A 26,685-nucleotide genomic window follows, 5' to 3' on the forward strand; every position below is an offset into this window, starting at 1 on the left:
ACTTCCCGCAGGACCGGACGGATCATGCAGAGGGGGTTCACAAGTGGGCCCTTCACCGCTTGTTCGAGTACGTGAGTATAAGGCCGAGTCAGAAGGAATTGTGATGAAACAGATTAATCTGGCGTGTCGTTTGCACATGACAGCGACTCAGAGATCTCCACGAATGATAGTGGCAACGCGCTGGCGGTCGAAGAACTGATTCGCCGCCGAGATTTCGGGGTATGTACCATCGGCGTATGTCGGCCACTCGCCAAATGTATCGGGGTAGAGTTGTTTGGCAGTCATCTCTAGTTGGAAGAGGTTGAGAATAGGACCCTGATAGCGTGCGCCTTGTGCGTAGATGCGGTTGTTCTGCACTGCGGTGAGTTTCTGTCCAACTGGGTCGTCTTCGAGTGCCGTTCGGATAGACGCCATGTCGGTTCCGGGGTGCATCCCGCCGAAGACGAGGATGATGTCAGGATCAGCCGAAATCAGCGTTTCCATATCGATCTGCGATCCGGAAACGACATCGTCCGCGAACGCGTCAACCGGCTGCAGCGGGCGTGTGTGGGCGGTGAGGAATCCAGGGGTATCCACGTTATATATGTAGGGCTCCGTCGGGTCGCTGAACCCGCCCATGACGACAGTCGGTCGCTCGGACTCGGATGGAAGATCTGCTTCGATTCTGGTGAGGATATCATCGTGAATCGATGCCAGAGCGTCGTATTGGTCTTCCGCCTGAAACACCTGTGCTACTTTGTCAAACTGCTCCCAGAGCGTATAGTATCGGTATCGATCGGCGTACACGTCGGGCGGCTCGACGTGTCGGTTACTATAGTGGTTTCCGAACCAGGGACCGATATTCTTGTGAACTGCTTCAATATCAGACACGTCCCACCCATCGAGTGCGAGGACGCTCGCCGGATCGGCGAGGTGAACATCGCTGTCGAGTTCGTAGAGTTTCTCTTCGTTCGGGTCCCATGAGGAGTACCGTCCGCTCCAATCGAGCGACACTCCCGGAAGGCGCGGGGTAAACTGATTCCAGAGATCATTGTAGTAGTTTGGCGCGTGCAGCGCGTTCACGTCATTCCCGCGACCGAGTGCGAACGCCATCCCGGCGAGGTGTGTCAGTCGAGTAAAAATAGTCTGTGGTACCGTTTCGAATTCGACATCTCCCATCGGTGACATCGAGACGGTATACGAATCGTCTGTGGCCGTACCCATGGGTGATGTCGATGGCGAGTTACCCTTCCTCTCCCCGGTCAGACAACCGGCGAGGAGACCGGCACCAAAGACGGTTCCGCCGTATTTTACGTACTGCCGACGTGTTGATGTCCGCTTCCTCGTGTCGTCTTGCATTCTGTGATCTAGGCTGGCCTAAAACTATAAAGCGGTTCTGGTTTTTAGGCGTGCCTAAATAAACTAGGCTGAGAGCCATGCGTCAGTCGAAACCATGATCTATAGTAGCCACTGCAAGTCAAGACACACCTGATCGCACGGCAGCTGTGCGATCAGTGTGTGAATAGTTGCAGTTGTTACTATAGTCACAAGCCCACCAGCCACTTAGTACAAGATACCAAACAGCCAGCGAGGCCGTTCGCATAGCCGGGTGCAAGCCAAATTGAACTGAAAACGAGCGTTTTCCTGGTACCGCTGTTATCCGGTTTCGGTGCGCACGGTGACTGACACCAGCGAACCGAAGTCACAAAATAGCGTCCTACCGATCACATAAAGCCCCGATCGACCTCGTCCGTCTCGATCAAATCCTCGAGTTCGGCGTGCAACAGCTCGTCCGCCTCTTCGAACTGATCCGCGAGATCGTCGAGCGCTTCGGGGCGGTCATACTGGTCGTACTCCATCGGTCCGAACGCGGGGCTCTCGAGTGCCTCCATCACGTCGTCGAACAGATCCTGCGGCTGTCTCTTATACACATCTCTGATGGCNGTCTCGGCCTGGTCTTCGTCCTCTGGCGGGGACTGGACGGCAAAGCGGCCGCCCGACTCCTGCTGGGGCATGAACGAACCGATCTCGTCGTCGAGCTTGCGCGCGACCTGTGTGCCAACGCCGCGGACCTCGTAAGGGTTCTTCGCGTACGTCTTGAGGAAGAAGACGCCGGCGCGGGGATGTGCGAGGTACATATCTTCGCCGACGCCGCCGGCCCGGTCGCCGGCAACTGCTCGCCAGTCGTCGGGATCGACAGGTCGGTCGGTGACGTCCTCGAGTATGTCCTGCCACTCGCGAATCCGCATACTATCGTGTACCGTTGGGGCGGCGGGAGAAAGAACGTATCGGTCCCGGCGAACGTCAGACAGCAAAATCAAAAGGAATACAGCGCCGCCGCAGAAGGACACGTAACGAACGGTTGCGTATGGCAAAAACCCACAATTCTTCGCTCCTCGAACTGTTTCGCGCGACGCCAGTGACAAGTTCGTTGCTCTCTATCGCGCCGCTTGCGCTCGCGGTTGGACAGCTCGGAAACAGCTACGTACACGGCGTTTCACCGATCGTTTCGATCGCGTTCGCGATCGGTATGTGTGGCTTTTCCGTCGTCGCGATGGGACACCACGCCGCCGAGTACCGCCTGCGCCAACTTGAGTCGAGTATCCGATTCGGGAACGCCAACGAGTCGGAGTCTGGGGGCAATTCGGAACTAAAACTGGAGACGGAATCGGAACCCGAATCGGAATCCGTCCACCGATAGGGCGAGACATCCTGCACGGACCGTGGCGAATCAGGCCCCCGTTTCCTCACCAGTCACCAACTGCGCCTCGCGTGCCTCGTAGGCGTTGTATCCGGAGAGGCCGGCAACGATCAAGCCGGTGGCAAGCGTACTCCAGAACAGCCCACCGAGCATCTCGAACAGCGCCGCAGAGATGATGAGCCAGATACCAAGCACCGCGGCCAGTGTCGCAACACCAACACTCAACGGCACGTCGGTCGCGAGCCGGTAGTAGTTGTACGTGCCGGCGATGAAGATGACAGCGCCTACGAGCACGTTGTTCCAGAAGGCGGCTTCTGATGCGTCGTAAATGAGCAGCGAGGCGGCTACCCAGAGCCCGAGGACGGCGACGACAGCGCTAATAAGCGAGATATTTCGTCGCCGTTCCTCGCTGACGATTTGTGTGTTCTGATCCCGCGGGTCGCGGTCGTCTGGGTTATCACCAACACCGGTCCCGGAGCCGACCTCGGAGACTGGTTCAGCGTCGGCTTCGACATCTGCACTCGAGTCCGTGTTGGTGCCCGTACTCGTGTCCGTATCTGCATCTGTGCTCGTGTCTGGATTTGGGTCAGGGACTGGGTCTGAATCCGAGTTCGTCGTTATCGCTGTATCCGCCGTTGCATCCTGCTCGGACTGGCGTCGCTCGCTCTCACGCTCATGGTCCGATGCATGATGGTCACTGTCTGGATCGGGATCCGCAGGAGGACGGTCTCGATCCGACGGCTGGTCCGCGTTCGGCTCGGACCGGTCGGTGTCGGATGAATCTTTGTCGGGGTCACTCATCGTCACTGTCGACTCGACCAATGGGCAAAAGCGGCCACGACCGTTTCGGTTTTGCAGGTTCGACTCGTCGCGAGTAAGCTACTCTTACGGTGACGGCGGACGGATCCGCGTTCGACGACACATCTAAATTGGGTTGAATTGACGGCTGACCCGTGTCATTGTGGCCCAAAAAGAGAAAAAGAGAGAATGATTCGCTCGCGAAGCGAACGACGAGCCGCGACCGATAGCGTTTTTGACCGTTCGGTACTGCTAGAGAGCCGTGTACGTACGCGGAACCGTCGCGGGTGAGGTCGAGGTGCGAACGGTATCGACCAGTTACGGCGAGAGTGATCTCGCCGAGGTCCCCGTTCGACTGGCGACAGTGATCGACGGGCTCGACGACGGAAACGATGAGGACGATGGAAACGACGGGAACGAGAGTCGGACAGCCGACGAGAATCGCGCGCACATCACAGGGAGCGGGCAGGTGACGCTCGGGGAACTCGAGTCCGATTCTGAGTCTGGACCCGGTCTCGATTCAACCTCCGGCACCACCACCGACACCGGTACCGGTACCGGTGCGGACACGGGCGCAGACGCAGACGCGGACGCCGACAGCGAAATCGACCCGACCACCGTCACGCTCTGGAACAAGTGGACCGAATCCGCCGAGCTACTCGAGCCCGGGATGGAACTGCTCGTGACGAACGCCGCGGAAGACGAGTACCAGGGTGAGCTGCGGTACAAGACGACCGGCGACTCCTACGTCGTCGTCGAGCCGAGCTTTCACGTCAACGTGACCTCGATCCGCAACTGGGTCGAGTGTCCGCGCCTCTACTTCCTGAACAAGCTCTCCGGCGTCCCGCTGAACTACCCCGTAGTGAAGGGGACCCTCGTCCACGAGGTGTTCGGGGACTTGCTTCGCGGGCGCGACCTGGAGGAGTCCATCGACGCCCGCGTCGACGAGCGCGGCCTCGAACTCGGCCTGCTCGGTGAGACGGCTGATGGTGCTGCCGAGGATGTCCGCGAGAACGCGAAAGCGATCGAGGGCTGGCTCGAACAGGGTCGCCTCACCGAAGAGGATAAAGCGGTGACAGCCGCCGACAACCCGGAGCCGGCGTTCGAGCCAGCGGAAGGGAGCTGGCGCTCTGAACAACTGCTCATCAGCGAGACGTTCGGCATTCGCGGGCGAGCTGACGCCATCCGCCGCGGCGCACCGGTCGAACTCAAGACAGGGAAAAACCTCAAGAAAGAACCCCGGTTCAAGGACAAGGTGCAGGCCGCCTGCTACGCGCTGCTACTCGAGGAGCACGGCGGCGACGTCGACACGGGCACACTTCTCTACACCAAGAACTCGGCGCTCGACCGCAACGAGGAAACCGGCGACCTCACCCCCGCAAAGGAGTTCTCAATGGGCAGCGGACTGCTCAAGTTCGTCGTCCGCCTGCGTAACGAAATCGCTGCGATGGAGGTCAAGGGCGACATTCCCACCGGCTACGAGGGCAGCGCGAAGTGTGAGTACTGCTTCGAACAGGACACCTGCATGGTCGTCTCGGGCCGTCTCGACCAGGAGTCGAAGGCCGGCCAGATCGGGCAACCACTCCCCGAGGAGGAGCGCGAGTTCTTCGAGCGCTTCTACCACGCTATCGAACAAGAGCGACGGGAAGTCCACCGCGAGTTCGCCAAACTCTGGGAACAAGACGCCCAGGAACGGGCCGACGACGACCGCGCGCTGATCGACCTCGCGTTCGAGGAGAGTCGGGCACTCGAGGAGGGCCGCTGGGAACTCCGCGCGCGCCGGACGGGAAGTGCGACCTCGAAGCTCCGTGAGGGTGATCTGGTATTGGCGAGCGATGGGCACCCGGTTCGCGGGAGTTCCGAACTCGCCCGAATCGAACGGCTGGGAGAGGACGAGGTGGTCCTCACGGCCGACGAACGGGTCGAAGTGACCCGCCTCGACGTCTATCCGTCCGAACTCACTACTGACCGCCTTCTCGCGGCGCTTCACGACGCGCTCCTGAAGGGAGACAAGCGACGCAAGGACGTGTTGTTCGGCCGGGAAGAACCCGAGTTCGATTCGCCAGACGAGGTGTTCATCGACAACAACGAGGCCCAGGACGAGGCCGTGCGAACGGCCGTCGGCGCGGAGGACTACGCGTTGATCCACGGCCCGCCCGGTACCGGGAAGACCTACACCATCGCTCGCGCGATTCGTGCCATGGTCGAACGCGGCGAGCGCGTCCTCCTCTCGGCGTTTACGAACCGTGCGGTCGACAACGCGCTGGAAGCGTTGCTCGACCAACTCGAGGGCGTCATCGACGAGGAACGAATTATCCGCGTCGGCTCCGAGAGCGGCGTCCGCGAGGACATGCAGCCCTACCGGTTCGACCGCTCGGGTGATCCCAGCGACCGCGCCGCCGCGTTGCAGAACGCGCAGGTCGTCGCCGCGACCACCGCGACCTGCGGCTCACGAGTGATGAAGGAACAGGCCTTCGACGTGGCGCTGGTCGACGAGGCCGCGCAGTTGACGGAGCCAGGAACCTTCGCGGCGGTCAACCTCGCAGATCGGTTCGTGCTCGTCGGCGATCACGAGCAGCTTCCGCCGGTTGTCCGTGCCGAGAACGACCTTACAGAATCGCTGTTCGAGCGCCTCGTCGAACTCCACCCCGAGGCCGGCGTCATGCTCACCCAGCAGTATCGGATGAACCAGCGCATTCAAGCGTTCGCCTCCCAGGAGTTCTACGACGGCAAGCTCCGGCCCGCAAATGGCGAGGTCGCGGGGCGGACGCTCGACGACCTTTCCGGTGTTTCGCGCGAGGAGCTGCCAGCTAGCCTTCGGGACGCAGTCTCCTTCGTCGCAGTCGAGGGTGAGGCCAGTCGCTACACGGACAGCGCCGAGGCCGTTCGCATCGCTGACCTCATCGAAGACTATTGTACCGCCGGCCTCGACCCCTCCGACATCGGTGTCATCGCCCCCTTCCGCGCACAGGTCTCGGAGATATCAAGACACGTCCCAGAGTCGGTTGCCGTCGACACCGTCGACCGCTTCCAGGGCTCGAGTCAGGAAGTCATCATCGTCTCGTTCACCGCGACGGGGACGCTTGAGGGCCCCATCTTCGACGACTACCGGCGGATCAACGTCGCCCTCACCCGGCCGAAGCGCGCGCTCGTTCTCGTCGGCGATCCGAACGCACTCGAGACGGACCCGGTGTACGCGCGGATGCTCGAGTGGGCGCGGCGCTGCTAGCGAGCAGGTCACTGTCACGGTCGGTGTCACGAACATCGCGCCTGGACGCAGGACTAGCTTTACCGCACTCGCCGATGTGCAATTGCTATGCTCGATCGGGCGCACCGTTCCCTTCGACGAGCCACACAGCAGCACCAACCCAGTGCGCGGGCCGTCGTCTGGCTCGTCACCGCCATCGCGCTGGTTTCTATCGCGACCGGCCTCCTCGCGATTATCACGCAGCCGTCGGTCACTGCCGGCGGTTCGCTCGGCCTCCTGCAGTCTGCCTCAGAGTTCAGTGGCACTGTTCTCGGCTTCGCGCTGCTCGTAACTGCCTGGGGAATGCGCCGTGGGTTTCGGCTGGCCTACCTCGTTGCGGCGGTGCTCATCGTCCTCGCGGCCGCACACGGCGTCGTTCAGTCTCGGCTGCTGTCGGTCCCGCTCGTCATCCTTTCGATCGGCGGGCTGGTCGTTCTGGCGTTTACGAGCGCGCGATTCACCCGCTCGAGTGCGCTCACGCCGACGCAGTTAGGCAGTTTTGTCGCCATCGTCGGCGTCGGCTGTTACGGCATCGCCGGCGCGTACGCGCTCCGACATCAGTTCAGCGAACTGCACACCGTCGTTGATGCGACGTATTTCACGGTGGTGACGGCGAGCACGGTCGGCTACGGTGACATCCACCCGACAAGCGAAGCCGGCCGCCTGTTCGCCATCTCGCTCGCCATCCTGGGGCCGACGACTGTCGCCGTCGCCGCCGGCAGTCTGTTCGGCCCTATACTTCAGGCACGACTTACGAGAACCGGCCAGCGGGCGACGGCACACGCGAGAGAACAGACCCCCCACGAGCGCGTCGTCGTCCTCGGAACCGCTGGCCCGGTCTCAAACGTCGTAGCCGAACTCGGAAGTCGCGACTCGTCAGTTCTCGTCGTGACAAACGGCGAGGACAAGAATGAACACACTACTGGAGATGAGACGGGTGAGACGACCGTCCAAACCGGCGACCCGACAGACGAAGCTGTACTCGAATCCGTCCATCTCGAGGAGGCCGATGCGGTGCTGGTGGCAACAGGTGAGGCGGCCCGAGACAGCTACGCCGTGTTGTTGGCGCGTGATCGAACAGATGCGAGAATCGTTGCGATTAGTGACGATGCGTCGCCGGGAGCACTCGAGCGGGCCGGCGCTGACGTGGTTCTCTCGCCCGCACAGATACTGACGAACGCAGCGGTTGACGCGACGCTTGGGGCAGGAGAAAACGAGACCTACTCGTCCTGAGCGGTGTCCGCAGCCTCCCAGAGCGGATAGAGATCGTCCTGAATCGGCTCCGTGATCGTCTCGCCGTCGAGTTCGAGCGCTGGTTCGCCGTCGGCGTTGGGATCGGTATCGATATCACGAACGACACCGATCGATTCAGCCTCGATACCCGCATCCAAAAGGTTCTGTCGGCACTCTGCGGCCAATTCATCCGGAACAGTCGCGAGCAGCGCACCAGAACCGAAGATACGCAGCGGATCGACATCTGCGGCCGCACACAGCTTCGCGGTCTCCTCACGCACTGGAATCGCGTCTGTGTCCACCTCAAGCCGAGCATCCGATGCGCGGGCGAGCTCGAGTAGCCCCGCGGCGATGCCGCCCTCGGTCGGATCGTGCATCGCCGTGGCGAACTCGCGGACGACACGGGCGTCAGGGACGACACTGATCTCCTCGAGGAACGACTCGGCGCGGGTTCGGATCTCTTCGTCCACGCTGAGTTCGTCGCCGAAGTCGGCGGCCAGAATTGCGGTTCCCTCGACGCCGGCGGCTTTCGTGACGATGACGCGGTCGCCGGGTTCAGCACCGCCCGTCGGGACGAACCGCTCGGCGGCACCCATCGCGGTCAACGAGACCAGCGGACGCTCGAGTTGGTCGACGTACTCGGAGTGGCCACCGACGATAGAGGCTCCGACCTCCCGTGCGGCGGCGTCCAGATCGGTCGTGATCGTCTCGATCGGCACGCTTTCGTCGGGCAAGAGGATGACGACAGTCAGCCAGCGCGGGTCCGCGCCGGAAGCGGCGACGTCGTTGCAGGCGACGTAGACGCCGAGCGAGCCAACCTGCGAGGCCGCAAGCGAGATCGGATCGGAGCTGACGACCAGCGTCCCACCAGGCCAGTCGACGGCAGCGGCGTCCTCGCCGTCTGCAGGCCCCTGCAAGATCGTTTCGTCTGCGTCGGCCCCCGTCCGATCGAAGACGTGTGCGAGCAAGTCGTCCGGCGATACCTTCCCGGGCATATCACGGAATGGGAGGATCGACGGCTTGTACCTGTCGACGTTTACAATGGACTCGTTCTCCCGATGTCTGGATTCCGGAAGGCGGCTCGACAGCCGCTCTGTGGGCCGACGTCCGAACGCACTGTGTTCAGCCGCAGCCGCAGCTCAGTGCCCGCTTTCTGCGGGCGCGAGCACGTCCATCGTCTGTGTCACGTCCGCCTCGTCGGCACCACGTGGGAAACTCACCGCAACTGCGTCGATACCGTCGACCGCCTCGTAGCGCTCGACCTGCTCGCGAACCTCCGCCGGAGTGCCGGCTGCACAGAGATCGTCCAGAATCGCCTCGTCGACGAGTTCGAGTGCGCGCTCGCGGTCACCCGCCTGCCAGGCGTCGTGAATCTCGGGTGCCTCGTCGTACCCCTGGCGCTCGAGTGCATCTCGATAGAACGTCCCCATCCCGCCAATGTAGAACGCCGTGTGCTGGCGCGCGAGGTCGCGGGCGCGGGAGGCATCCTCGAGTGCACAGCAGGTGACACCGATCGTGACCTGCACGTCGTCTGGGTCACGGTCACCGAGGTCGGCACCGCGGTCGATATCCTCGATCCGATCCGCCACACCCTCGGGCGTGAGCATGATGCCGTGCCAGCCGTCGGCGAAGCGGCCAGCGAGTTCGACGGCTTTGGGACCCATCCCGGTCACTTCGACGGGCGGGGACGGGTCGGGCACCTCACAGCGAAGCCGGAAACCGGACAGCGAGAAATAGTCGCCGTCGTACTCGACTGGGTCGCCCGAGAGGACTGCACGGACGATATCAACCGTCTCGCGCGTTCGCTTGAGCGGGTTGCCGTACTCGATGCCGTGCCAGTTCTCGATCACGACGGGACCGCTCGGGCCGAGGCCAAGGCGGAAGCGGCCCTCAGAAACCTCCTGCAGCGTGGCAGCGGTCTGACCGAGCAGCGCGGGCGAGCGAGAGTAGGTGTTGACGATACTCGATCCGAGGTCAATCTCGTCGGTGCGTTCAGCGATCGCAGTCAGGACGGTGACCGCGTCCCGGCCCCAGGTTTCGGGGAGCCAAGCACAGTCGTAGCCGCCCGCTTCGGCCGTCTGGGCGTACTCGACGAGCGAATCGACGGTCGGCTGGGCAGCGACGGGCAAGTGAACATCTCTCTCAGTCATGCTGGATCTAATTCATAATCGGCTGACAGTGATTTGAGTGTGTGGGAACTGGTGGCGATAGAGAGAGCGGTTTAGATCTCGCGGTCCTCGCTAAGCTGTGGAACGCCCTGTGCGGTGAGCGTCTCACCGACGACGTAGGAGGCGGCCGGACTGGCAAGGAACTGCGTGATGTCTGCGATCTCGTCGACGGTGCCGATACGCCGCGCGACCTCCTCGCGGTCAATATTCTCGGCAGAGACGCCCATCTGGCTCTCGACGTCCGGCGTCGCGACGAAGCCCGGCACGATGCAGTTGACGCACACGTCGTCGTGAGCTCACTCGTAGGAGAGCGTCGTCGTAAGGTTGACAACCGCTGCCTTGGCCGCGCCGTAAGGACTCATCAGCGGCGAACCGCGCTGGCCGGCGACGCTCGCGAAGTTGATGACGGAGCTGCCGCCGTCCTTCAGGTACGCTTCTGCCGCTGGGTGCAGTGGTAGATTCCGTGGAGGTTGATGTCGACGATCGTCTTCCAGCCGTTCGGCGAAATATCGTCGAAGTCGGCCATGAACGACGCACCCGCGTTGTTCACCAGCATGTCAAGACCGCCGAACCGCTCGACAGTCGCCTCCACGAGCGCCTCGGCAGCCTCGCGGTCGGTCACGTCGCACTCGAGTGCGAGTGCCTCGCCAGGGAGTTCGCTCTCGTTGATCGCCTCGGCGATCGGGTCGACGTTCTCCTGCTCACGCAAGCAGACCACCACGTCGACGCCGTCCGCCGCGAGCCGCTTTGCGATTCCCTTGCCGATGCCACTCGAGGAGCCGGTGATGATGGCGACGTCGCCGTCGACGCTGAACTGCGCCGTACTCGTATCGGTCTCCGGTCTCGTGCTCATACGCACGCACCCGTTTGCCACAGTTTCGCTACCGTTGTTAGTGACACTGCCCAGTATGAAGGCATTGTTAATGAAAATCGAAGCCATCGCTGGTGAACCAGTCCCGCGCGAGGCGTGGCGACCCGCGTTCGAGGAAACCGTCCAGGAGACCATCGAACCAGTGCTGGGCGCGTCGAGACAATCGAGGACCTGGCCGACCGAGACCTCCACATCGGCGTCATCAGCAACGTGGACGACGAGGCTGGCCGCGAGATGCTCGCCCAGTTCGGCGTCCGCGAGCAGTTCGACTCGATCACGACCTCGGAGGAAGTGGGCCGGACCAAGCCCGACCCCGACCTTTTCGAGACCGCACTCGAGAAGGCCGGCGTGTCGCCCGAGCGATCGCTGATGATCGGTGATCGGTACGAGCATGACGTGAAGGGGGCTGCCGAGGTGGGGATGCACGGCGTCGCGTTCGGGGCGGAGGATGGACCCGCAGTTTCCTATCGGGTCGTCTCACCGCTTGAAATGGTCGAGATCATCGGTGCTGGGGAGCAGTAGAGAGTCGGGTGTATTCGAGTATCATGCTAACGGCGGCTGGAACGGAGGTTCACGGCTGTTGCGTCGCAGCGTACAGCAGCGAGCCCAGACTGAGTCCCGCGGCGAGCGACTGTACTGTCGCCTCGTCGTTGGCCGTCCAGACGAGTGCGGCTCCGATCGGCCACCAGCTGACCGTGAGAAATGCGTACCGGCCCGGATGATCGCGAACCCGGCCGACATAGCGCCGTTGCAGCCCGCGGTACAGAAACCCGGCACAGAGCCCGATCAAGAAGTAACTGCTCACGAGACCACGTTCGGATCGGGCGGCGACTGCGAGGTTCCAGACGGCCGTCACGCCATCGATAATGCGGCTGAGTGTCCTGAGGCGACCCATAGGGGATCATCCAGTACGACCAACATATCTCTTCGGTCTGGCGACAAACGTCGCGCTATGGCCGCGTTGCCGGTTATCTCGGACACAGTACTGGCTGTCCACTCTCTCGAGACGCGAACAGTGTAAATTATGTCGTGTGTTGCAACTATTTTCGTTAAGAATGGCGTGCGTAGTATCGTACCAACAATGTCGAGCGCGACCAGCGATCCCACACTCACACCCGTGGCCGTACCGACCACCGAGCCAGACTGCAGCGCAGACCGACAGCACGACGCACGCACCCCATGAGTGATACCTATAGTAACAACTGCAACTAGTTACACACTGATCGCACAGCTGCCGTGTGATCAGGTGTGCAGTGACTTGCAGTGGCTACTATACTACGAGCGACTCGTCGACGAGGATGCGCTGGCAACCCACCTGACGGACGAACTCGGTCCAGTCGAGGCCTACGAGATCAGCCGCCACCAGGAGGGTCACTCGAACGAAACGCTGTTCGTCACCTGGGGCGACCGCGACCTCGTCATCCGCCGGCCGCCGCCGGGCGAACTCGCCGACCTGACCGGGATCGACGTGGGCTACCACGTTCGCAAGGAGGGCGGAAGCCCGATCCCGCCGATTACCGAGGAGAAAGTCGAGGCCGAGGAACTCGGCCAGAAGACCGGCAAGGGGTTCTACGACTACGAAGCCAGAGAGACGTCGGAGACATCTCAAGCAGACGGCGAAGCCGTCGACGGCGACGGCGCGGACTACCAGCCCGAGGACGCGGGCGACTTTGACTGGCTCCGCGTCCAAGCGCGCATGATCAACCGCGCCGCGTTCCTCGTCGGCGAGGGCGTCGCCAAACCCGAGGAAGTCGACACTGGCGTCCAGTTCGGCCTCGGCTTCCCCGAGGGCATCTGCCGCCGCGCGGACAAGATCGGACTGGACACCGTCCTCGAGAAGCTCGAGACGCTCCACGAGGAGACCGGCGCAGACCGATTCGAACCACACTCCCATCTCGCGGAGCTCGTTAAGGCAGGCACGACCGGCGAAGACGCCGGACAGGGCTTCTACGAGTACGACACCGACGACGAGGGCCTTGATTCGTACCACAACATCAACGTCGAACTGGACGACGGTGTGCTGGCAATCGAGCTCGATCGACCCTCCCGAATGAACGCCATCTCGGGCGACCTACTCGAGGAGATCGACGACCTGTTCTCGACGGTCGACACCGACGACGTGCGCTGTGTCACTATCGAGGGCGTCGGCAACCGCGCGTTCAGCGCCGGTGCGGACATTGGCGGCTTCGGTGGGACGGAGCCGACCGACATGATGGACGTGACACCCGCCTTCGAGACGGTCAACGACTTCCCGCGGCCCGTCGTGGCCAAGATCGACGGCTACTGTCTCGAGGCCGGACTCGAGCTTGCGCTGGCCTGTGACCTGCGCCTTGCGACCGAGCGCTCGTCGTTCGGTGCACCGGAGATCGGCCTCGGACTGATCCCCGGCGGGGGCGGCACGCAGCGGCTCATGCGCGTACTCGGCGAAACACGGGCGAAGGAGCTCGTCTTCCGCGGGAACCACATCGAGGCCGAGCGCGCCGAGCAGTGGGGGCTGGTCAATCGCGCGGTCGCTCGCGAGGAGTTCGACGACGTGGTCGCCGAGTTCGTCGACGACCTGCACAACGGGCCACCGATCGGCCTCAAGGTCGCGAAGAAGGTGATGAACGAGGGCCAGGACGCGAGCCTGGAGGCCGCGCTCGCGATGGAAAGTCAGGGCTTCGGACTCCTGTTTACGACCGAGGACATGCGTGAGGGGACGGCCGCGTTCGCGGAGGACCGAGAGCCAGCGTTCGACGGGCAGTAACGGAATCGAATCGAGTAGTCGTTCCTCTCTTGACTCGCTGTCGTTATTCGTCGTCTCGTTCTTCGCCTAGATCCTCGTAGATTCGTGGATCCGTCTTGAACTTGAGGACGTTGTGCACCGCCGAGTTGCGCACGTTCGCGATCACGTCGCCGTACTCCGTGTAACAGTCGTGGATCCACCGCGAGACCTCCTCACGGTTGCGGAACATCATCACCGTCTTCCACTGGTATTCGCCGTCCGAGAGGAAGAAAAACAGCGTGTGCTTGTCCTGCTTGATGTGCTCCATCGCGTCCCGCCAGCGGTCGGCGAAGTTCTCCGCGTTGAACTTGAACTCGAACAGCGCGAAGATGTAGTACTCCTCGTTCGGGATGATCGCCTCCCGGAACACGCCCTCGTCGCGCATCCGGCGAATGGACTCGCTGACGGTGACGTGAGAGACGTCGATATCGTACTGCTCCTCGAGAACGGTCGTGAGTTCGCGCGAGGAGAGTTGCGGATCGTTCGAGAGTTCACAGAGGATGGCGATGTCGCGGTCTTTGAACTCCCAGCTCGGTGCGTCGTCGCTCGTGGATTCGTATGTCATCTGTGGTCTGTGTCGTGGGTCGTTGGGGTGTTGTGAGGGCCGACCGTACCGGCTATGTCGCCCGTGTTGGCTGTGACTGCAGTCGAAGGCTGGTCCAGGGTGTCATGTGGCCCCGAATGGCTCCGCAGTCGCCCGTCGACCAGCCGGATCGTTCAGACAGTGACTCTGTTTCGTTTCCATTGTAAAGTCACTTTGGGAGTAGCCAATAATAGACTCCTAAGGAGAAGGTTCCAGAAGAGGTAATTTATATTGTAGGAAAGAGGGCGAGCCCAGAAACTGCAGCGAAGAGAATCATAGGCCAGCAGGACTCCGCGTAGCGTGGAGATCAAACGTTCGATAACAGACCAGAGCCGGCTCCGTTCTGAACAGTTCCTCTAGCGAGAAGCGTAACACAGCCACAGATGGCAGAGATAACAGTCGTGATTGGTCCCGCTGGGCGAATCACTACGCAGTGGATTCGGGTCACTCGAGATCCGTTCCCAGAGCGAGTGTCACTGCCGCTCGTTCAGCCGGTATCGGTATGAACAATCAGATAGGAATGTATGTCAGGACTCAGTTATCTTGGTCCGTATCCTCACGACCACTCCCATCGAACGACGGCGTCCGTCGATTCAGGAACGCATCCACGCCCTCCTCGTGGGCCGGCGTCCCATACGCCAGTGACTGCGTGATTGCCTCGTACTCGAGTCCATCCGACCACGACCGGCCCAGATTGTCGTGGATGGCGCGTTTTGCGAGGCCGATGTTGGCGGTCGGCTTTGCAGCGAGCGTCTCGATGCAATCCACAACGCGGTCGTCGAGATCGTCTGCGGGAACGGTCTCGTTGACCAGATCGAGTTCCGCGGCTGTCTCGGCGTCGATCAGTCGACCGGTGAGCACGAGGTCCTTTGCGGTGCGCAACCCGACGAGTTGCGGGAGTGTGACCGAGCCGCCCATGTCGGGGACGAGGCCGACGTTGATGAACGTCGCGCCGAAGCTGGCGGAGTCGGCGGTGTAGGCGAAGTCCGCGGCGGCGACAAGCGAGAGGCCCGCGCCGACGGCGTCGCCGTTGACCTTCGCGATGATCGGCACCGAACTCGTCAGCAATTGTTCGGCGACCCGGCCGACGGTTTCCCGAACCCGGTCGGCGGCCTCCTGGGGTGTCTCGTCTCGCTCGGCCATCGCCTCGATGTCGCCGCCGGCGCTGAAGGCCTGCCCCTCGCCAGTCAGGACCGCGGCGTCGAGGTCGCCTGGATCGAGGGACTCGAGTTCGGCTGCCAGCTCGCGGGCGACCTCGGCGGTGAACGCGTTCCGGCTGTCGGGGCGGTCGAACGCGAGGTAGCGGACGGCGTTGTCGTCGTGGACCCGCATTCTGTTCTAGGCCGACTCGCCGCTCTTGGTCTTGATGAGGAACTTCATGTCGCCCTCGAAGACGACGGTGTCGTCTTGGTTCGTCATCACGGTATCGAGGACGACGAGGCCGGCATCGTCGCGGCTGCTCACGTCTTTCTTCTCGGTGACCTCCATATCGAGTGAAAGCGTGTCGCCGATGTAGACCGGGTTCGGGAGGTCCATGTAGTTCATCCCGAGGAAAGCGAAGGCGGTCCGCTCAACGATGCCGGTCCGGTAGACGAAGCCGGTCGCCTGGACGAACGTCATCGGGCCGTGGGCGATGCGCCCCTCGAAGGGGCCGTCCTCGGCGTAGTGCTTGTTCGTGTGCAGTTCCGTCCAGTCGCCCGACAGCGCCGAGTGCATAACGAAATCCGCTTCCGTGACGGTCCGACCGACGCTTTCGAACTCCTGGCCTTCTTCGAAGTCCTCGAAGTAGTGTGGCTCGTAACTGTATGCCATACCTAGAGCTTCGAACCAGTCTACAAATAGTTTGTCACGAAGACGGGTCGGCGCAACGCACCGGTGGATTGATATCGCAGACAGCGACGGGTCGGCTTCGGTTGCAGTTGCGACCTGGGCTTCGCCTGTGGCTTCAACACCGACCGCAACTACCCGCCCGCGGTCCGCAACCGCTACCGGTGGTCGTACACCCGTTTCACCTTCCCAACCTCCGTCCGCTCGATCTCACCAGGCCCGACGAGTGTCAGCTCGTCCGGCGTGAACGAGAGCACGTTCTCGAGTCGCGTCAACAGTCGGTCGCGCAACGTCTCGCGCTCAGCACCACTCAGCCCAGCCTCGTGCTCGACCGTCACCGCCATCCTGTCGAGACCGTCCTCCCGCGTGAGATCGATCCGATAGTACGGCTCGACGGCATCGAACTCGAGTACCACGTCCTCGATTTCGCTCGGGTAGCAGTTGACCCCGCGAACGATGATGAGGTCGTCGGCGCGGCCGGTGACGTTGTCCATACGGACCATCGTTCGGCCACAGTCGCATTCGTCGGTGGTCAGCGTCGTCAGATCGCCGGTCCGATAGCGCAGGACCGGGAGCGCCTCTTTCGAGAGCGTCGTGAGCACGAGTTCACCCTCCTCGCCCTCGGGCAGCACCTCGCCAGTCTTCGGGTCGATCACTTCGGGGTAGAAGTGATCCTCCCAGATGTGCAGGCCGTCCTGGGCCTCGTGACACTCGATCGAGACACCGGGGCCGATGATCTCCGAGAGGCCGTAGAGGTCGATACCGGTGACGCCGAGGCGCGCTTCGATTTCCTCGCGCATCGGGTTGGTACAGGGTTCAGCACCGAAAATGACGGTCGAAACGGGGAGGTCTGCCACGTCGACGCCCATCTCGGCCGCCGTCTCCGCGAGGTACAGCGAGTACGACGGCGTACAACAGAGCGAGTCGCTCTCGAGATCCTGTAGCAATTCGACCTGACGCTGGGTCTGACCGCCGCCGACCGGGATCACCGTCGCGCCGAGTTCCTCGATGCCGTAGTGAAGGCCGAGACCGCCGGTGAACAGCCCGTAGCCGTAGGCGTTCTGGACGGTGTCGCCCGGTTCGACGCCCGCCGCAGCGAGCGAGCGGGCGACGACCTCGCTCCAGACGTCGATATCCCCCTCGGTGTAGGGGACGATTTTCGGCTTCCCGGTCGTCCCCGAGGAAGCGTGAATTCGCTGTACATCCTCGTCGTCGACGGCAAAGAGGCCGTCCGGGTACTCGGCACGAAAGTCCTCCTTCGTGGTAAACGGCAGGGTGTGAATGTCTTCGACCGTCTGGATATCCGCTGGCGCGACGCCGGCCGCATCGAGTTCATCGCGATAGAAGTCGACGTTCTCGTAGGCGGTTTGAACCGTTTCTTGGAGCCGTTCGTTCTGTAACTCTCTGATCTTCGTCCGCGGAGCCGTCTCTCGCTGCGTGTAACCCATATCCAATCAAACATCTACGGCGGTCGATAAAAGTAGTGGGGTGTGAGAGCACACCACTATCTTAGGAGCGAAGGAGCCGATGATGACCGACGGTGCAGCGATGGACCGACACCGGAGTTCAACTGAAAATCTGGCGAAACAGCGCCTCCTCTGCCCGCCGAAGCCGTTCCAGAAATGCCGACTTGCTAATCTCCAGTTCCGTCGCGACCGACTCCGAGGACGTCTCGCGCGGAATCGCGAAATAGCCCATCTCGAGTGCCGTCCGAATACACTCCTCCTGGGCCGGGGTGAGGTCCCACCGCTGTGTCGGTGTTTCCCTGGCCTCGGCCTGGAGCGGGTAGACGCGCTCGAGTCGGACACCGACCGTCTCCCCTGCGGCTTCCATGACACCCTTGAGAACGTCCCGACCGACCACGGCACCGAAGATCATGGCCGCACCGTCACGGTACTGCAGAGTCTCGACGATCAGGCCGGCGTCGACGAGCCGGTGGACCACGCAGGGCTGTTTCGAGAGACAGCGGTACCGAGAGCGCCCGTTCGTTCGGGAGACGTGGAGGTAGCGAATGCGGTCGTCGGACTCGAGTTGCTCGACGAGCGCGTCGGACTGGGTGGAACTGAACTGGAGGAGGTCGTAGCCATCGTCGCGTCGCTGTGGCGGGCGGGCGTCCACGTCGACCCCGTCGCCAACGGCGCGGGTCGCCTCCGCGAGCGGACAGTCGTCATGGTGGACGCGAAATTCGACGGCGAGACACTCCTCGATCATGGTAACTGTGGTGTACCGGACACCACACCAATATTTAAAACCCGTGTATATGGTAGTTAACCGCTAAGGGCGTTTCCGACCACTAGTGTGGTATGATGGATCTTGGCACGGTGAAAGAGCGCGCGGGGCCGCGGGAGTTCAGCCCTGCGGACGACCTTCCCCGGGAGTACCGGGAGGCAGCGACTCGGATGATCGAGTTCCACGCCAACAGCGAGATCATGGGGGCGTATCTCGAGCGGCCGTTCATCCGCCAGTCGCCGAGTATCGACCGCAAACTGGCGTTCTCCGCGAAGGTCCAGGACGAAATCGGCCACGGGCAGTTGCTCTACCGCGCGGCGGAATCGCTCGGCGTGAAGACCCGCGAGGAGATGCTCGACGACCTCGCCAATGGCGACGGCAAGTTCCTCAACTGCTTTCACTACCCACTCGAGAGCTGGGTCGAAGTGCCGATGATCTCGTTCTTCGTCGACGGAGCCGCAATGCGCCGGCAGGCGACCCTGCGCCGGACCAGTTGGGAGCCCTACGCCCACGCCATGGATAAGGTGTGCTTCGAGGAAGGCTTCCACGTCAAACACGGCGAGGACATCCTGAAAGAGCTGATGACCGGCTCGCGAAAGGAACAACAGATGACCCAGGAGGCGTTCGAGGAGTGGTGGCCGCGCATTATCCAGTTCTTCGGACCGACCGACGACAAGAGCACGCACCACGATTTCGCATCCTCGGTCGGGCTGAAACAGCAGTCCAACGACGATCTGCGAAACGCCTTCCTCGATCAGTACATTCCGAAGGCGCGCAAGTACGGCCTCGAGATTCCCGACGAACCGCGCATTCGCGAGCGCGACGACGGCACCTACGCCGTCGAGGAGGACGACCTCGACTGGGACGAGTTCTTCACCATCGCGAAGAACGAGTACGAGCCGGGACTGGGGCAGATCAACGGCCGCAAGCACGCTCAGGAGGCCGTCGATTGGGTCCGTGAGACGATCGAACGCGACACGCCAGCCGCCAGTGGCCACGAGCCACAGGCGGCCGACTAACCATGATCTGGGAAGTCTTCCGCCAGGCGAAGACCGGCGAGTACCACACCCACTGTGGCAACGTCCACGCGCCCGACCGCGAGATGGCCAAACAGTTCGCCGCCATCCAGCACGGCCGGCGCAAACCCACGAACAGCCTCTGGGTCGTCCCGCGCGAAGAAATCGGCGAAATCGGCAGCGACGAAGTCGCGTTCGGCGGCACGACGGACAAGAGCTACCGCTGGGCGACCGCCTACAACACGACCGGCACCGACGCCCGCGAGGTTGTCGAGTCCGAAGACGAGCAAGTAACCGCCGAGAAACAGCGAGGTGACGACTGATGACGACGCCTGACTTCAGCGACCCCGAAAACCTGACCGCTCGCGAACGCCAGGCACTCGAGTGCCTGATCAAACGGCTCGCCGACGACGAGTTCGTCCTCGCCGAGCGCTACACCGAGTGGCAGGTCCGCGCGCCGACACTCGAGTCCGATCTCGCGCTGGCGAACAACGCGCAGGACGAACTCGGGCATGCCAGGCTCTGGTACGACGTGCTTGGTGACCACGGATACACGGAGCGAGAACTCGTCTACGAGCGTGATCCGGCGGAGTTCCGCCACAGCACGATCGTCGAACTCCCCTTCGAAGAGGGCGACTGGGCAGACGCAGTGCTCCGGTCGTACCTTTGCGACGTGGCCGAAGAGCTTCGACTGGAAGCACTCGAAGCGTCCTCGTCGCCGAAAATTGCGAACCGAGTCGCGAAGATTCAGCAGGAAGAGAGCTATCACCGCGAGCACGCCCAGAACTGGCTCGAGCGCCTTGCCGAGGGTGAAGAAGGTCACGAACGCTTGCAGGCGGCGCTCGATCGGTTGTTCCCGCACGCGCTGACGATCTTCGAACCGTGCGCGCCGCCACATGGTGAGAACGCAAACAAGACAAACGAGACGAGCGACGACGAGCCGCGAGCAACCGGCTCCGACGTCGAGGCCGACATCGTCGACTTCGGCCTCCGAACAGCGACACTCGAGGAACTCGGCGAGGAGTGGCTCGCAATCGTCGTCCCGTACCTCGAGTCGCTCGACCTCGACGTTCCCGAAAGCGGACAGACCGGCGACGGCGAGTTCGAATTCGAGGTGACCCAGGAGATGCTCCCCGACGAACGCGGTCGGGACGGCATCCACACCGACGCGTGGGTCGACCTCTACGACGACTTCACGCACACCTACCGCGAACTGGGGCGGAGCGAGCCAACGAAAATCATGGAAACCCCGGAGTGAAACATAATGAGTAGCAATAGTCCAGAACCGACCGAGACCGATGCAACGCCCTGTGCCTACACCGAGTACCGATCGGCCGACGGTGACGTTGCTGCGGAGCTCCCAGCGACTGGTGCAGACGCGACCGGACTCGAGTCCGATGTCTGGGATGCCCTCTACGAGATTGAAGATCCGGAGATGCCGATCAGCATCGTCGATCTCGGGCTGATCTACGGCGTCAGCGTTGCTGAGGGCGTCGCGACTGTCGACATGACGCTCACCTACTCGGGGTGTCCGGCGCGAGAGATGCTGACCGAGGAGGTCGAAGAGACGGCAGCGGCGGTCGAGGGTGTCGACGACGCCGACCTTCGGCTCGTCTGGAATCCGCCGTGGACGGTCGATCTGGTAACCGAGCAGGGGAAGGAAGATTTGCGGGAGTTCGGCCTGAGCATCTGAACAGTGAGTATGAACCCATGAGGAGACACACTAATCCAGACCCGAGCACGACGACAAGCGGCGAGACGACGGGTGCGACGTGTCCGTACTGCGACTCGACGGACACCGTTCGCGAGCACCCGAAGGGGCCGTCACTCTGTCGGTCGATGCACTACTGTAACGAGTGCGAGCAGCCGTTCGAAGCGTTCGGATAGAGGCTGACTGCGCCGCCGTGCTCGGTTCCACTACGAATCCGCGCCGCTCGCCGGCCCCGAGAGCGGCGCTACTCGCCACTGCCCGCCTGCAGAATCAGCCACTCGACTGCCACATTTATTATCGATCGTGCGACACTGTGAGGCATGGACACCGAAGCCTTCTTCGAGGGCATGCCCTTCGCATCGCTGCTTGGGATCACCATCACCGACTGTGCCGACGGCCACGCCGAAGGGGAACTCGAGATGACCGAGGAACTCTCCTGGAACGAGGACCGGCTGATGGCCCACGGCGGCGTTACGTTCACGCTGGCAGACACCGTCGGTGGGGCTGCGCTCGTCTCGCTGGTCGACCAGCCGGTGCCGACGATCGACATGCGCATCGACTATCTCTCGGCCGGAACGGGTGATCTCTTCGCCGAGGCCGAGGTCGTCCGCTGTGGGAGCGACGTAGGTGTCGTCGATGTCGATGTCTACGCGGTCGACGACGAGGCGCACGTCGCGGATGCGCGCGGTGTGTACAAGACAGGGTAGCGCGCGACAGCAGAAAAGCCAAAATCGAAATCAGAGACTCAGACCGGCTCGAGTCCGTTCTCCTCCCGAAGCACGTTGATGTACTGGCGGAAGCCGGACTCGAGATCGTACTCGGGATCGTAGCCCAGATCTGATTGGGCCGCCGTCATGTCGAGGTTCTGGGTCCAGGGGAGTTCGCCGTCGTCGGAAACAGCAATTTCGGCGTCCGGGAGCACGGTTTCGACCGCCTCGGCAGCCTCGCGAACCGTCGCGAGGACGCCCCGAACGTTGTACACGCGCTGGGTGAGCGAGTCCTCGGGTGTGAACGCCGCCTTCCGGAACGCCTGCGCGATATCCGCGACGTGTTGCCAGTCAATGGCCTGATCGCCGTAGTCGACGCTGTAGGGCTCGCCGAGCGCCGGCTTCTCGATGATGTTCGCGAGGAACGCCGAGCCGCCGGTTTCGCGGTACGGACCGTAGGCGACGGTCGGGCGGAGCGCGACGTGGTCGAGGCCGTACTCCTCGTGGTAGACCCGCGCCTGATGCTCGTTGTACTCCTTCGTCGCGCCGTAAAGCGTGTCCGGGTAGACGAGTTCGTCTTCGTCGACCCAATCCGCGTCATAGTGGTTCGGCGGGGCGTAGGCCGCCGCGGAGGAGGCCCAGGCGACGCGTTCGACCTGATCGTCGAGCGTGCGTGCAGCCTCGAAGACGTTGTTCGTCCCCAGGATATTCACGTCGGCCGCCGCGCGGGGGTTCTCGCGAGCCGTCGTCGTCAGGAGCGCGGCAAGGTGGATGATATGCGTCGTGTCAGTTTCTTTGACCGCTCGGATGACCTCCGTCGGCTCCGAAATGTCGCCGCGGCGGACATCGACATCGTCCGCGACGCCGAGCTTCTCGAGAATCTCCGTGTCCGCCGAGAGATCGTAGGCGACGACATCGTGGCCGTACTCGAGTAGGTCGCGGGCGACGTAGGAGCCGATGAAGCCGGTGCCGCCGGTCACCAGTACAGTCGCGTTCTCGCTCGTCATCGCTCGCTCACCACGCCGTCTCGAGTGCGGTCGGTGCGGAGTGGCCCACGAACGGAACAGCCGCTGTGTGCGAGGGGTTCTGTCATACGCTTTCACTGTCGCTGGCTAGTGACTTTGCTCTACCGGTGGGGTGCATCCAGCGAAGGCTGTACCAGTGGGTGATGGTCGTGGAATCTGACCGCGAGACGAAACACGCCGGTACGATTTATGACACTGTGCGTGAAAAAGTCACGTGATCACTGATGTACAAGCACGTCGCACTCCTGGTCCGACAGGACGACCTCTCTCACGAGGAATTCGTCGACTACTGGCAGACCACTCACACCCCAATCGCGAAGGAAATCGAAGGCGTCGTTCGCTACCAGCAGGTGCTCCCGACCGACCCCGAAAACGCCGAGTTCGACGGTATCGCCGAACTCTACTTTGAGACACTCGAGGACGTACACGCCGCGCTTGGCAGTCCGGGCTCGCGTGACTACGATCCGACGAAAGAGATTGCGGCTGAGGCCCGGCGAGACGTGGCCAACTTCCTCGCGATCGACGAGCGACCGCGGCTCATCGGCGAGGAGATCGTCCAGAAAGACGAAGTCGGCAGTGATACTGACGGCCTCTACAAGCACTCAGCGTTCCTCGTCCGCCAGGAGGGGATGACCCACGAGGAGTTCATCGACTACTGGCAGGAGAACCACACCCCAATCGCCCGCGAAATTGAGGGCGTCGTAAAGTACAATACGGTGCTCCCAACCGACCCCGAAAACGCCGAGTTCGACGGCGTCGCCGAACTCTACTTCGACGATTTAGAGAAGCTGTACGACGCGCTCGGCAGCGAGGGCTCGCGAGACTACGATCCGGACCGTGGGAAGGCGAAGGAGGCCCGCGAAGACGTGAACAACTTCCTCGCGATCGACGAGCGACCGCGGCTCATCGGCCGCGAACGACTCGTCAAAGACGAGGAATGACGGGACGATGACAGACTTCGAGGCGCAGGTCCGCGACGCCTTCCCCGAACTCGAGTCCATCGAGGACGACGACCTCTGCGAACGGGTCGTCGAGGCGTGGGTGCTCGGCCTCGAGCGCGGCGGCTGGCAGGATATTTCGGATATTCCCTACGCCTGGAACATCGACGAGGTGACCAACGTCGAGCACGTCCGTGGTGTGACACGGATCGCAATCGACTCGGCGACCCAGCAACGCGAGTTCCACGGCGCTGACCCCGATCTGGACACCATCGTCGCGGCGTGTCTCCTCCACGACGTGGGAAAGTGCTACGAGTATCCGCCGTTCGTCGCGGACAACCTGCTCGACGACCCCGATCCGCGCTACGTCAGCGAGGAGATTCCCCACTCGATTTCGGGCTACGCGCTCGCCCACGAGGTCGGCTGTCCGCTCGCGGTGCAGCGTGCGATTCCGCACTTCCTGGGTGAAGTCCCGACGCGAACGCTCGAAGCTGAACTCGTCAAAAGCGCCAACTCGGCGTCTTCGAACGCGATCACGCAGTCTGCGATGGGGATCACGCTGCAGGAGTGGGTCGAGGAGTACTCGCAAACGTCCTGACGGCGTGCTAGCGGCACAGAAGCAGACAGAGGGTCTGTGTTCGAATAGCGGGAACACACTTTTTACAGTTCCACGTGAGAGTGAACCCATGACAGCACACTCGGATCACCGACCCGTCGAAACCGTCGAGACGGCGATTAACCTGCTCGGCGTGCTCAAACAGGCCGGGCGGACAGGCATGGGCGTTACCGAGGTCGCAACCGAACTGGGACTCGCAAAGAGCACCGCACATCGCCACCTCCAGACGCTTGCCGACCGCGGCCTGATCGTCCGTGCGGGAGACATCTACCGTCTCAGTTCCTGGTTTCTCGACTACGGCGTTCACGTCCGGAACCAACACCCACTGTACGACCTCGCCAGGCCGAAGGTGGACGAACTCGCCGCCGAAACTGACGAGAAGGTCTGGTGTGTAATCGAGGAGGACGACACCGGCGTCCACCTCTACGGCGCGGACGGCGCACACTCAGTCACGACCCACGCTCGCGTCGGCAACCGCACGCCCTTACACCAGTTTGCCGCCGGCAAAGCAATCCTCGCGAACCTCCCCGAGGGACAGATCGCCCGAATCATCGACGGCCACGGATTGAGCGAACGGACGCCCCAGACGATTACCGACCCAGGCGAATTGCGAACCGAACTCGACTCGATCCGCGAGGAGGGCTACGCACTCAACCGAGAAGAATCCGTTCCGGGCGTCCACGCGGTGGGCGCACCAGTCCGAGACGAGGACGGGCATGCAATTGGTGCAATCAGTATCGCTGGCCCTGCAAACCGACTTCGCGGCGAGTTGCTCACGCAGGAACTGCCAGATCTCCTGCTCGGTGCGGTCAACGAAGTCGAGGTCAATCTGGCTCATATCTGAGCAGGCCGATCGGGCCTCGTCGTGCAGCGCTTTCCGGACACTGAATATATTGGACCGATCTACACGCCCTCCACCACTAACTTTGAGGGTTCGTTCGATCAGGTCGAACAGTCATTTGTAATCGTGAACCGTCATTTGACCACCTGCGTATTACAGGTGTACATCCGTAATATCCGCCACCTGTTCGCGGATGCTATGGTAACTATGCCACAATGCTGGCGGCCACTCGTAATGTCGCCACATTACTGTTCCCACTATTCGAACAGACGGGACAATGGTGGCAGGGTGAGCTGGACGGAGGTACTCGAGTAGCCCTCGATAAACCACCTCACTCGTCCAGCCCGAGGAAGTCAACGGCGTTCTCCCAGAGAATTTTCCGCTGGGTCTCCTCGTCAAAGTCCAGTTCGGCGAACTGCTCGAGCCACGGTTCGGGTTCGAGCATCGGGTAGTCGGTGCCGAACATGACCTTGTCCGAGAGCAGCGTTTTGGCGTAGTGCAGCACCTGGTCGTCGATGTAACGTGGCATCCAGCCCGAGAGATCCATGTAGACGTTGCCCTTCTGCTGGCAGATGGCGAGCTGTTCTTTCTCCCAGGGGTAGGCAGGGTGGGCGATGAGGATCTGGAGGTCGGGGTACTCCGCCGCGACATCGTCGATCAGCATCGGATTGCCGTACTTGATCTTCAGCCCGCGGCCGCCGGGGGAGCATGCACCGAGTGTCGAGTTCCCGCCGTGGAAGACGACCGGGACGCCGAGATCCTGGATGGTCGCCCAGAGCTCCTCGTGTTCGGGGTCGGAGGGGTCGAATCCCTGGGCAATCTGCTGGAACTTGAATCCCGACAGTCCTAGGTCCTCGACACAGCGGACGGCTTCCTCGACGCAGTCGTCCTTGAGCGGGTCGACGGAGCCGAAGCCGATGAAGAAGTCGTCAAACTCGTCACGGACCTCGGCGACGTAGGCGTTCGGAACGGGTGGGTTGCCGGTGTTCGTCTCGGCGTCCCAGCCGAGCAAGATTGCCTTCCCGACGCCGGCCTCGCGGTACTCCGCGCGCATGTTCTCGTAGGTGTCCGTCTCGAGATCCGCGCCGAAGCGGTCGGCGGCGTCGCGCATCATCTGGCCGCCGGCGTCATGGAGGAACTCGCTAGTCGGCTGGTGGGCATGCATGTCGATTGCGCGCGGCTCGTTGGGACCGAGCACCGTCGGCAAGTCCATGTGTTGGTTGACAACGTGTGTTCACATGTAGCTTCGGATGAATCTGTCGCCGTCGACCATATAATGTTGAAGTAGACATTATCAACTTCATGTCTGAAGTGCATCATCACCGACCACAACCACTACCAAAATCGCTCTTCTGTAGGAGATTGTTGATACTGGTCAGTTGTCGCTGTGGAATCGAAGAGAGCAAGGACACCGCGTCAGCGGTGTCCGTT

The 26,685-nt window shown here is 62.3% G+C and carries 25 protein-coding genes and 3 pseudogenes; 14 read left to right on the plus strand and 14 right to left on the minus strand.

Annotated features, from left to right (window positions below; genetic code table 11):
* Positions 1–147: 147 nt before the first annotated feature.
* A complete protein-coding gene (locus C482_RS02020; RefSeq protein ID WP_006165693.1) occupies positions 148–1,203 on the minus strand; it encodes an ABC transporter substrate-binding protein in 1,056 nt (351 codons plus the stop codon).
* A gap of 500 nt (positions 1,204–1,703) precedes the next feature.
* A complete protein-coding gene (locus C482_RS02025; RefSeq protein ID WP_006165695.1) occupies positions 1,704–2,228 on the minus strand; it encodes a hypothetical protein in 525 nt (174 codons plus the stop codon).
* A gap of 119 nt (positions 2,229–2,347) precedes the next feature.
* Here C482_RS02025 and C482_RS02030 point away from each other — a divergent pair, with 119 nt between their 5' ends.
* Positions 2,348–2,680, plus strand: a complete 333-nt coding sequence (locus C482_RS02030; protein ID WP_006165696.1) for a hypothetical protein — start codon at positions 2,348–2,350, stop codon at positions 2,678–2,680.
* A 30-nt stretch (positions 2,681–2,710) separates the two neighbouring features.
* On the opposite strand, the gene C482_RS02035 is transcribed toward C482_RS02030, so the two are convergent.
* Positions 2,711–3,481 (minus strand): SPW repeat domain-containing protein, encoded by a 771-nt coding sequence (locus C482_RS02035; protein ID WP_049896391.1) that lies wholly within the window; start codon positions 3,479–3,481, stop codon positions 2,711–2,713.
* Between the two features lie 259 nt (positions 3,482–3,740).
* On the opposite strand from C482_RS02035, the gene C482_RS02040 reads away from it, so the two are divergent.
* A complete protein-coding gene (locus C482_RS02040; RefSeq protein WP_006165700.1) occupies positions 3,741–6,707 on the plus strand; it encodes an AAA domain-containing protein in 2,967 nt (988 codons plus the stop codon).
* A gap of 87 nt (positions 6,708–6,794) precedes the next feature.
* On the plus strand, positions 6,795–7,958 hold the full coding sequence (locus C482_RS02045) for an ion channel (RefSeq protein WP_006165702.1): 1,164 nt from the start codon (positions 6,795–6,797) through the stop codon (positions 7,956–7,958).
* Here C482_RS02045 and C482_RS02050 read toward each other — a convergent pair.
* The 3 genes and pseudogenes from C482_RS02050 to C482_RS02060 all read right to left on the minus strand — a co-directional run bounded on the left by C482_RS02050 (position 7,946) and on the right by C482_RS02060 (position 10,979).
* Positions 7,946–8,953, minus strand: coding sequence for an AIR synthase family protein (locus tag C482_RS02050; protein WP_006165704.1), 1,008 nt, complete (start codon positions 8,951–8,953; stop codon positions 7,946–7,948). The two genes, C482_RS02045 and C482_RS02050, sit on opposite strands and share 13 nt — an antisense overlap.
* A gap of 144 nt (positions 8,954–9,097) precedes the next feature.
* Positions 9,098–10,108: a TIGR04024 family LLM class F420-dependent oxidoreductase gene (locus tag C482_RS02055; protein WP_006165707.1), complete on the minus strand. Its 1,011-nt coding sequence runs from the start codon at positions 10,106–10,108 to the stop codon at positions 9,098–9,100.
* Between the two features lie 71 nt (positions 10,109–10,179).
* A pseudogene (locus C482_RS02060) lies at positions 10,180–10,979 on the minus strand (SDR family NAD(P)-dependent oxidoreductase).
* A gap of 76 nt (positions 10,980–11,055) precedes the next feature.
* On the opposite strand from C482_RS02060, the pseudogene C482_RS02065 reads away from it, so the two are divergent.
* Positions 11,056–11,519 (plus strand): annotated as a pseudogene (locus C482_RS02065) (HAD family hydrolase); the annotation flags it as partial.
* A gap of 49 nt (positions 11,520–11,568) precedes the next feature.
* Here C482_RS02065 and C482_RS02070 read toward each other — a convergent pair.
* Complete coding sequence (locus C482_RS02070; protein WP_006165709.1) at positions 11,569–11,892, minus strand: hypothetical protein; 324 nt, start codon at positions 11,890–11,892, stop codon at positions 11,569–11,571.
* A gap of 540 nt (positions 11,893–12,432) precedes the next feature.
* Between C482_RS02070 and C482_RS02075 the strand changes: the two are divergent.
* Positions 12,433–13,743 (plus strand): annotated as a pseudogene (locus C482_RS02075) (enoyl-CoA hydratase-related protein); the annotation flags it as partial.
* A gap of 43 nt (positions 13,744–13,786) precedes the next feature.
* Here the strand turns inward: C482_RS02075 and C482_RS02080 are convergent.
* The 5 genes from C482_RS02080 to C482_RS02100 form a co-directional block, all read right to left on the minus strand.
* Positions 13,787–14,326 carry an Lrp/AsnC family transcriptional regulator gene (locus C482_RS02080; RefSeq protein WP_006165711.1) on the minus strand — a complete coding sequence of 180 codons (540 nt, stop codon included), beginning with the start codon at positions 14,324–14,326 and terminating at the stop codon, positions 13,787–13,789.
* Positions 14,327–14,878: 552 nt separating this feature from the next.
* Positions 14,879–15,676 carry an enoyl-CoA hydratase/isomerase family protein gene (locus tag C482_RS02085; RefSeq protein ID WP_006165712.1) on the minus strand — a complete coding sequence of 266 codons (798 nt, stop codon included), beginning with the start codon at positions 15,674–15,676 and terminating at the stop codon, positions 14,879–14,881.
* A 6-nt stretch (positions 15,677–15,682) separates the two neighbouring features.
* Complete coding sequence (locus C482_RS02090; protein WP_006165713.1) at positions 15,683–16,156, minus strand: MaoC/PaaZ C-terminal domain-containing protein; 474 nt, start codon at positions 16,154–16,156, stop codon at positions 15,683–15,685.
* 173 nt (positions 16,157–16,329) lie between these two features.
* Complete coding sequence (gene paaK, locus C482_RS02095) at positions 16,330–17,619, minus strand: phenylacetate--CoA ligase PaaK (protein ID WP_006165714.1); 1,290 nt, start codon at positions 17,617–17,619, stop codon at positions 16,330–16,332.
* Between the two features lie 118 nt (positions 17,620–17,737).
* Positions 17,738–18,382 carry a helix-turn-helix domain-containing protein gene (locus C482_RS02100; RefSeq protein ID WP_006165715.1) on the minus strand — a complete coding sequence of 215 codons (645 nt, stop codon included), beginning with the start codon at positions 18,380–18,382 and terminating at the stop codon, positions 17,738–17,740.
* 95 nt (positions 18,383–18,477) lie between these two features.
* Between C482_RS02100 and paaA the strand changes: the two genes are divergently transcribed.
* The 6 genes from paaA to C482_RS02125 all read left to right on the plus strand — a co-directional run bounded on the left by paaA (position 18,478) and on the right by C482_RS02125 (position 21,834).
* Complete coding sequence (paaA, locus tag C482_RS02105; RefSeq protein ID WP_049896396.1) at positions 18,478–19,419, plus strand: 1,2-phenylacetyl-CoA epoxidase subunit PaaA; 942 nt, start codon at positions 18,478–18,480, stop codon at positions 19,417–19,419.
* A 2-nt stretch (positions 19,420–19,421) separates the two neighbouring features.
* Positions 19,422–19,739 carry a 1,2-phenylacetyl-CoA epoxidase subunit PaaB gene (gene paaB / locus C482_RS02110; RefSeq protein WP_006165717.1) on the plus strand — a complete coding sequence of 106 codons (318 nt, stop codon included), beginning with the start codon at positions 19,422–19,424 and terminating at the stop codon, positions 19,737–19,739.
* Entirely contained in the window at positions 19,739–20,674 is a 936-nt protein-coding gene (paaC, locus tag C482_RS02115) for a 1,2-phenylacetyl-CoA epoxidase subunit PaaC (protein WP_006165718.1), read from the plus strand. The genes paaB and paaC overlap by 1 nt, the downstream gene beginning before the upstream one ends.
* 6 nt (positions 20,675–20,680) lie before the next feature.
* Positions 20,681–21,109, plus strand: a complete 429-nt coding sequence (gene paaD, locus C482_RS02120; RefSeq protein WP_006165719.1) for a 1,2-phenylacetyl-CoA epoxidase subunit PaaD — start codon at positions 20,681–20,683, stop codon at positions 21,107–21,109.
* A gap of 17 nt (positions 21,110–21,126) precedes the next feature.
* Complete coding sequence (gene paaE, locus C482_RS21700; RefSeq protein WP_006165720.1) at positions 21,127–21,303, plus strand: 1,2-phenylacetyl-CoA epoxidase subunit PaaE; 177 nt, start codon at positions 21,127–21,129, stop codon at positions 21,301–21,303.
* 144 nt (positions 21,304–21,447) lie between these two features.
* Positions 21,448–21,834, plus strand: a complete 387-nt coding sequence (locus tag C482_RS02125) for a PaaI family thioesterase (protein WP_006165721.1) — start codon at positions 21,448–21,450, stop codon at positions 21,832–21,834.
* A 38-nt stretch (positions 21,835–21,872) separates the two neighbouring features.
* Here C482_RS02125 and C482_RS02130 read toward each other — a convergent pair whose 3' ends face one another.
* Positions 21,873–22,841: an NAD-dependent epimerase/dehydratase family protein gene (locus C482_RS02130; protein WP_006165722.1), complete on the minus strand. Its 969-nt coding sequence runs from the start codon at positions 22,839–22,841 to the stop codon at positions 21,873–21,875.
* Positions 22,842–23,083: 242 nt separating this feature from the next.
* Between C482_RS02130 and C482_RS02135 the strand changes: the two genes are divergently transcribed.
* From C482_RS02135 to C482_RS02145, 3 genes are all read left to right on the plus strand, one after another.
* Positions 23,084–23,800, plus strand: coding sequence for an EthD domain-containing protein (locus C482_RS02135; RefSeq protein WP_006165723.1), 717 nt, complete (start codon positions 23,084–23,086; stop codon positions 23,798–23,800).
* A gap of 7 nt (positions 23,801–23,807) precedes the next feature.
* A complete protein-coding gene (locus tag C482_RS02140) occupies positions 23,808–24,395 on the plus strand; it encodes an HD domain-containing protein (protein ID WP_006165724.1) in 588 nt (195 codons plus the stop codon).
* A gap of 88 nt (positions 24,396–24,483) precedes the next feature.
* Positions 24,484–25,257, plus strand: a complete 774-nt coding sequence (locus C482_RS02145) for an IclR family transcriptional regulator (protein WP_006165725.1) — start codon at positions 24,484–24,486, stop codon at positions 25,255–25,257.
* 328 nt (positions 25,258–25,585) lie between these two features.
* Here the strand turns inward: C482_RS02145 and C482_RS02150 are convergent, their stop codons facing one another.
* Positions 25,586–26,467: an amidohydrolase family protein gene (locus tag C482_RS02150; RefSeq protein ID WP_006165726.1), complete on the minus strand. Its 882-nt coding sequence runs from the start codon at positions 26,465–26,467 to the stop codon at positions 25,586–25,588.
* Positions 26,468–26,685 lie beyond the last annotated feature (218 nt).

The organism is Natrialba chahannaoensis JCM 10990 (assembly GCF_000337135.1).
In the GTDB taxonomy this organism is placed as follows: domain Archaea; phylum Halobacteriota; class Halobacteria; order Halobacteriales; family Natrialbaceae; genus Natrialba; species Natrialba chahannaoensis.

Excerpts from the sequence above, each read along its gene's own strand:
- paaE (WP_006165720.1), top strand. The coding sequence starts at position 21,127 with ATGAGGAGACACACTAATCCAGACCCGAGCACGACGACAAGCGGCGAG.
- C482_RS02050 (WP_006165704.1), bottom strand. The coding sequence starts at position 8,953 with ATGCCCGGGAAGGTATCGCCGGACGACTTGCTCGCACACGTCTTCGAT.
- C482_RS02030 (WP_006165696.1), top strand. The coding sequence starts at position 2,348 with ATGGCAAAAACCCACAATTCTTCGCTCCTCGAACTGTTTCGCGCGACG.
- C482_RS02135 (WP_006165723.1), top strand. The coding sequence starts at position 23,084 with ATGTACAAGCACGTCGCACTCCTGGTCCGACAGGACGACCTCTCTCAC.
- C482_RS02125 (WP_006165721.1), top strand. The coding sequence starts at position 21,448 with ATGGACACCGAAGCCTTCTTCGAGGGCATGCCCTTCGCATCGCTGCTT.
- paaA (WP_049896396.1), top strand. The coding sequence starts at position 18,478 with ATGGATCTTGGCACGGTGAAAGAGCGCGCGGGGCCGCGGGAGTTCAGC.
- C482_RS02140 (WP_006165724.1), top strand. The coding sequence starts at position 23,808 with ATGACAGACTTCGAGGCGCAGGTCCGCGACGCCTTCCCCGAACTCGAG.
- paaD (WP_006165719.1), top strand. The coding sequence starts at position 20,681 with ATGAGTAGCAATAGTCCAGAACCGACCGAGACCGATGCAACGCCCTGT.
- C482_RS02130 (WP_006165722.1), bottom strand. The coding sequence starts at position 22,841 with ATGACGAGCGAGAACGCGACTGTACTGGTGACCGGCGGCACCGGCTTC.
- C482_RS02090 (WP_006165713.1), bottom strand. The coding sequence starts at position 16,156 with ATGGCATACAGTTACGAGCCACACTACTTCGAGGACTTCGAAGAAGGC.
- C482_RS02045 (WP_006165702.1), top strand. The coding sequence starts at position 6,795 with ATGCTCGATCGGGCGCACCGTTCCCTTCGACGAGCCACACAGCAGCAC.
- C482_RS02070 (WP_006165709.1), bottom strand. The coding sequence starts at position 11,892 with ATGGGTCGCCTCAGGACACTCAGCCGCATTATCGATGGCGTGACGGCC.
- paaK (WP_006165714.1), bottom strand. The coding sequence starts at position 17,619 with ATGGGTTACACGCAGCGAGAGACGGCTCCGCGGACGAAGATCAGAGAG.
- C482_RS02145 (WP_006165725.1), top strand. The coding sequence starts at position 24,484 with ATGACAGCACACTCGGATCACCGACCCGTCGAAACCGTCGAGACGGCG.
- paaB (WP_006165717.1), top strand. The coding sequence starts at position 19,422 with ATGATCTGGGAAGTCTTCCGCCAGGCGAAGACCGGCGAGTACCACACC.
- C482_RS02035 (WP_049896391.1), bottom strand. The coding sequence starts at position 3,481 with ATGAGTGACCCCGACAAAGATTCATCCGACACCGACCGGTCCGAGCCG.
- C482_RS02150 (WP_006165726.1), bottom strand. The coding sequence starts at position 26,467 with ATGGACTTGCCGACGGTGCTCGGTCCCAACGAGCCGCGCGCAATCGAC.
- C482_RS02100 (WP_006165715.1), bottom strand. The coding sequence starts at position 18,382 with ATGATCGAGGAGTGTCTCGCCGTCGAATTTCGCGTCCACCATGACGAC.
- C482_RS02020 (WP_006165693.1), bottom strand. The coding sequence starts at position 1,203 with ATGGGTACGGCCACAGACGATTCGTATACCGTCTCGATGTCACCGATG.
- C482_RS02055 (WP_006165707.1), bottom strand. The coding sequence starts at position 10,108 with ATGACTGAGAGAGATGTTCACTTGCCCGTCGCTGCCCAGCCGACCGTC.
- paaC (WP_006165718.1), top strand. The coding sequence starts at position 19,739 with ATGACGACGCCTGACTTCAGCGACCCCGAAAACCTGACCGCTCGCGAA.
- C482_RS02085 (WP_006165712.1), bottom strand. The coding sequence starts at position 15,676 with ATGCGGGTCCACGACGACAACGCCGTCCGCTACCTCGCGTTCGACCGC.
- C482_RS02080 (WP_006165711.1), bottom strand. The coding sequence starts at position 14,326 with ATGACATACGAATCCACGAGCGACGACGCACCGAGCTGGGAGTTCAAA.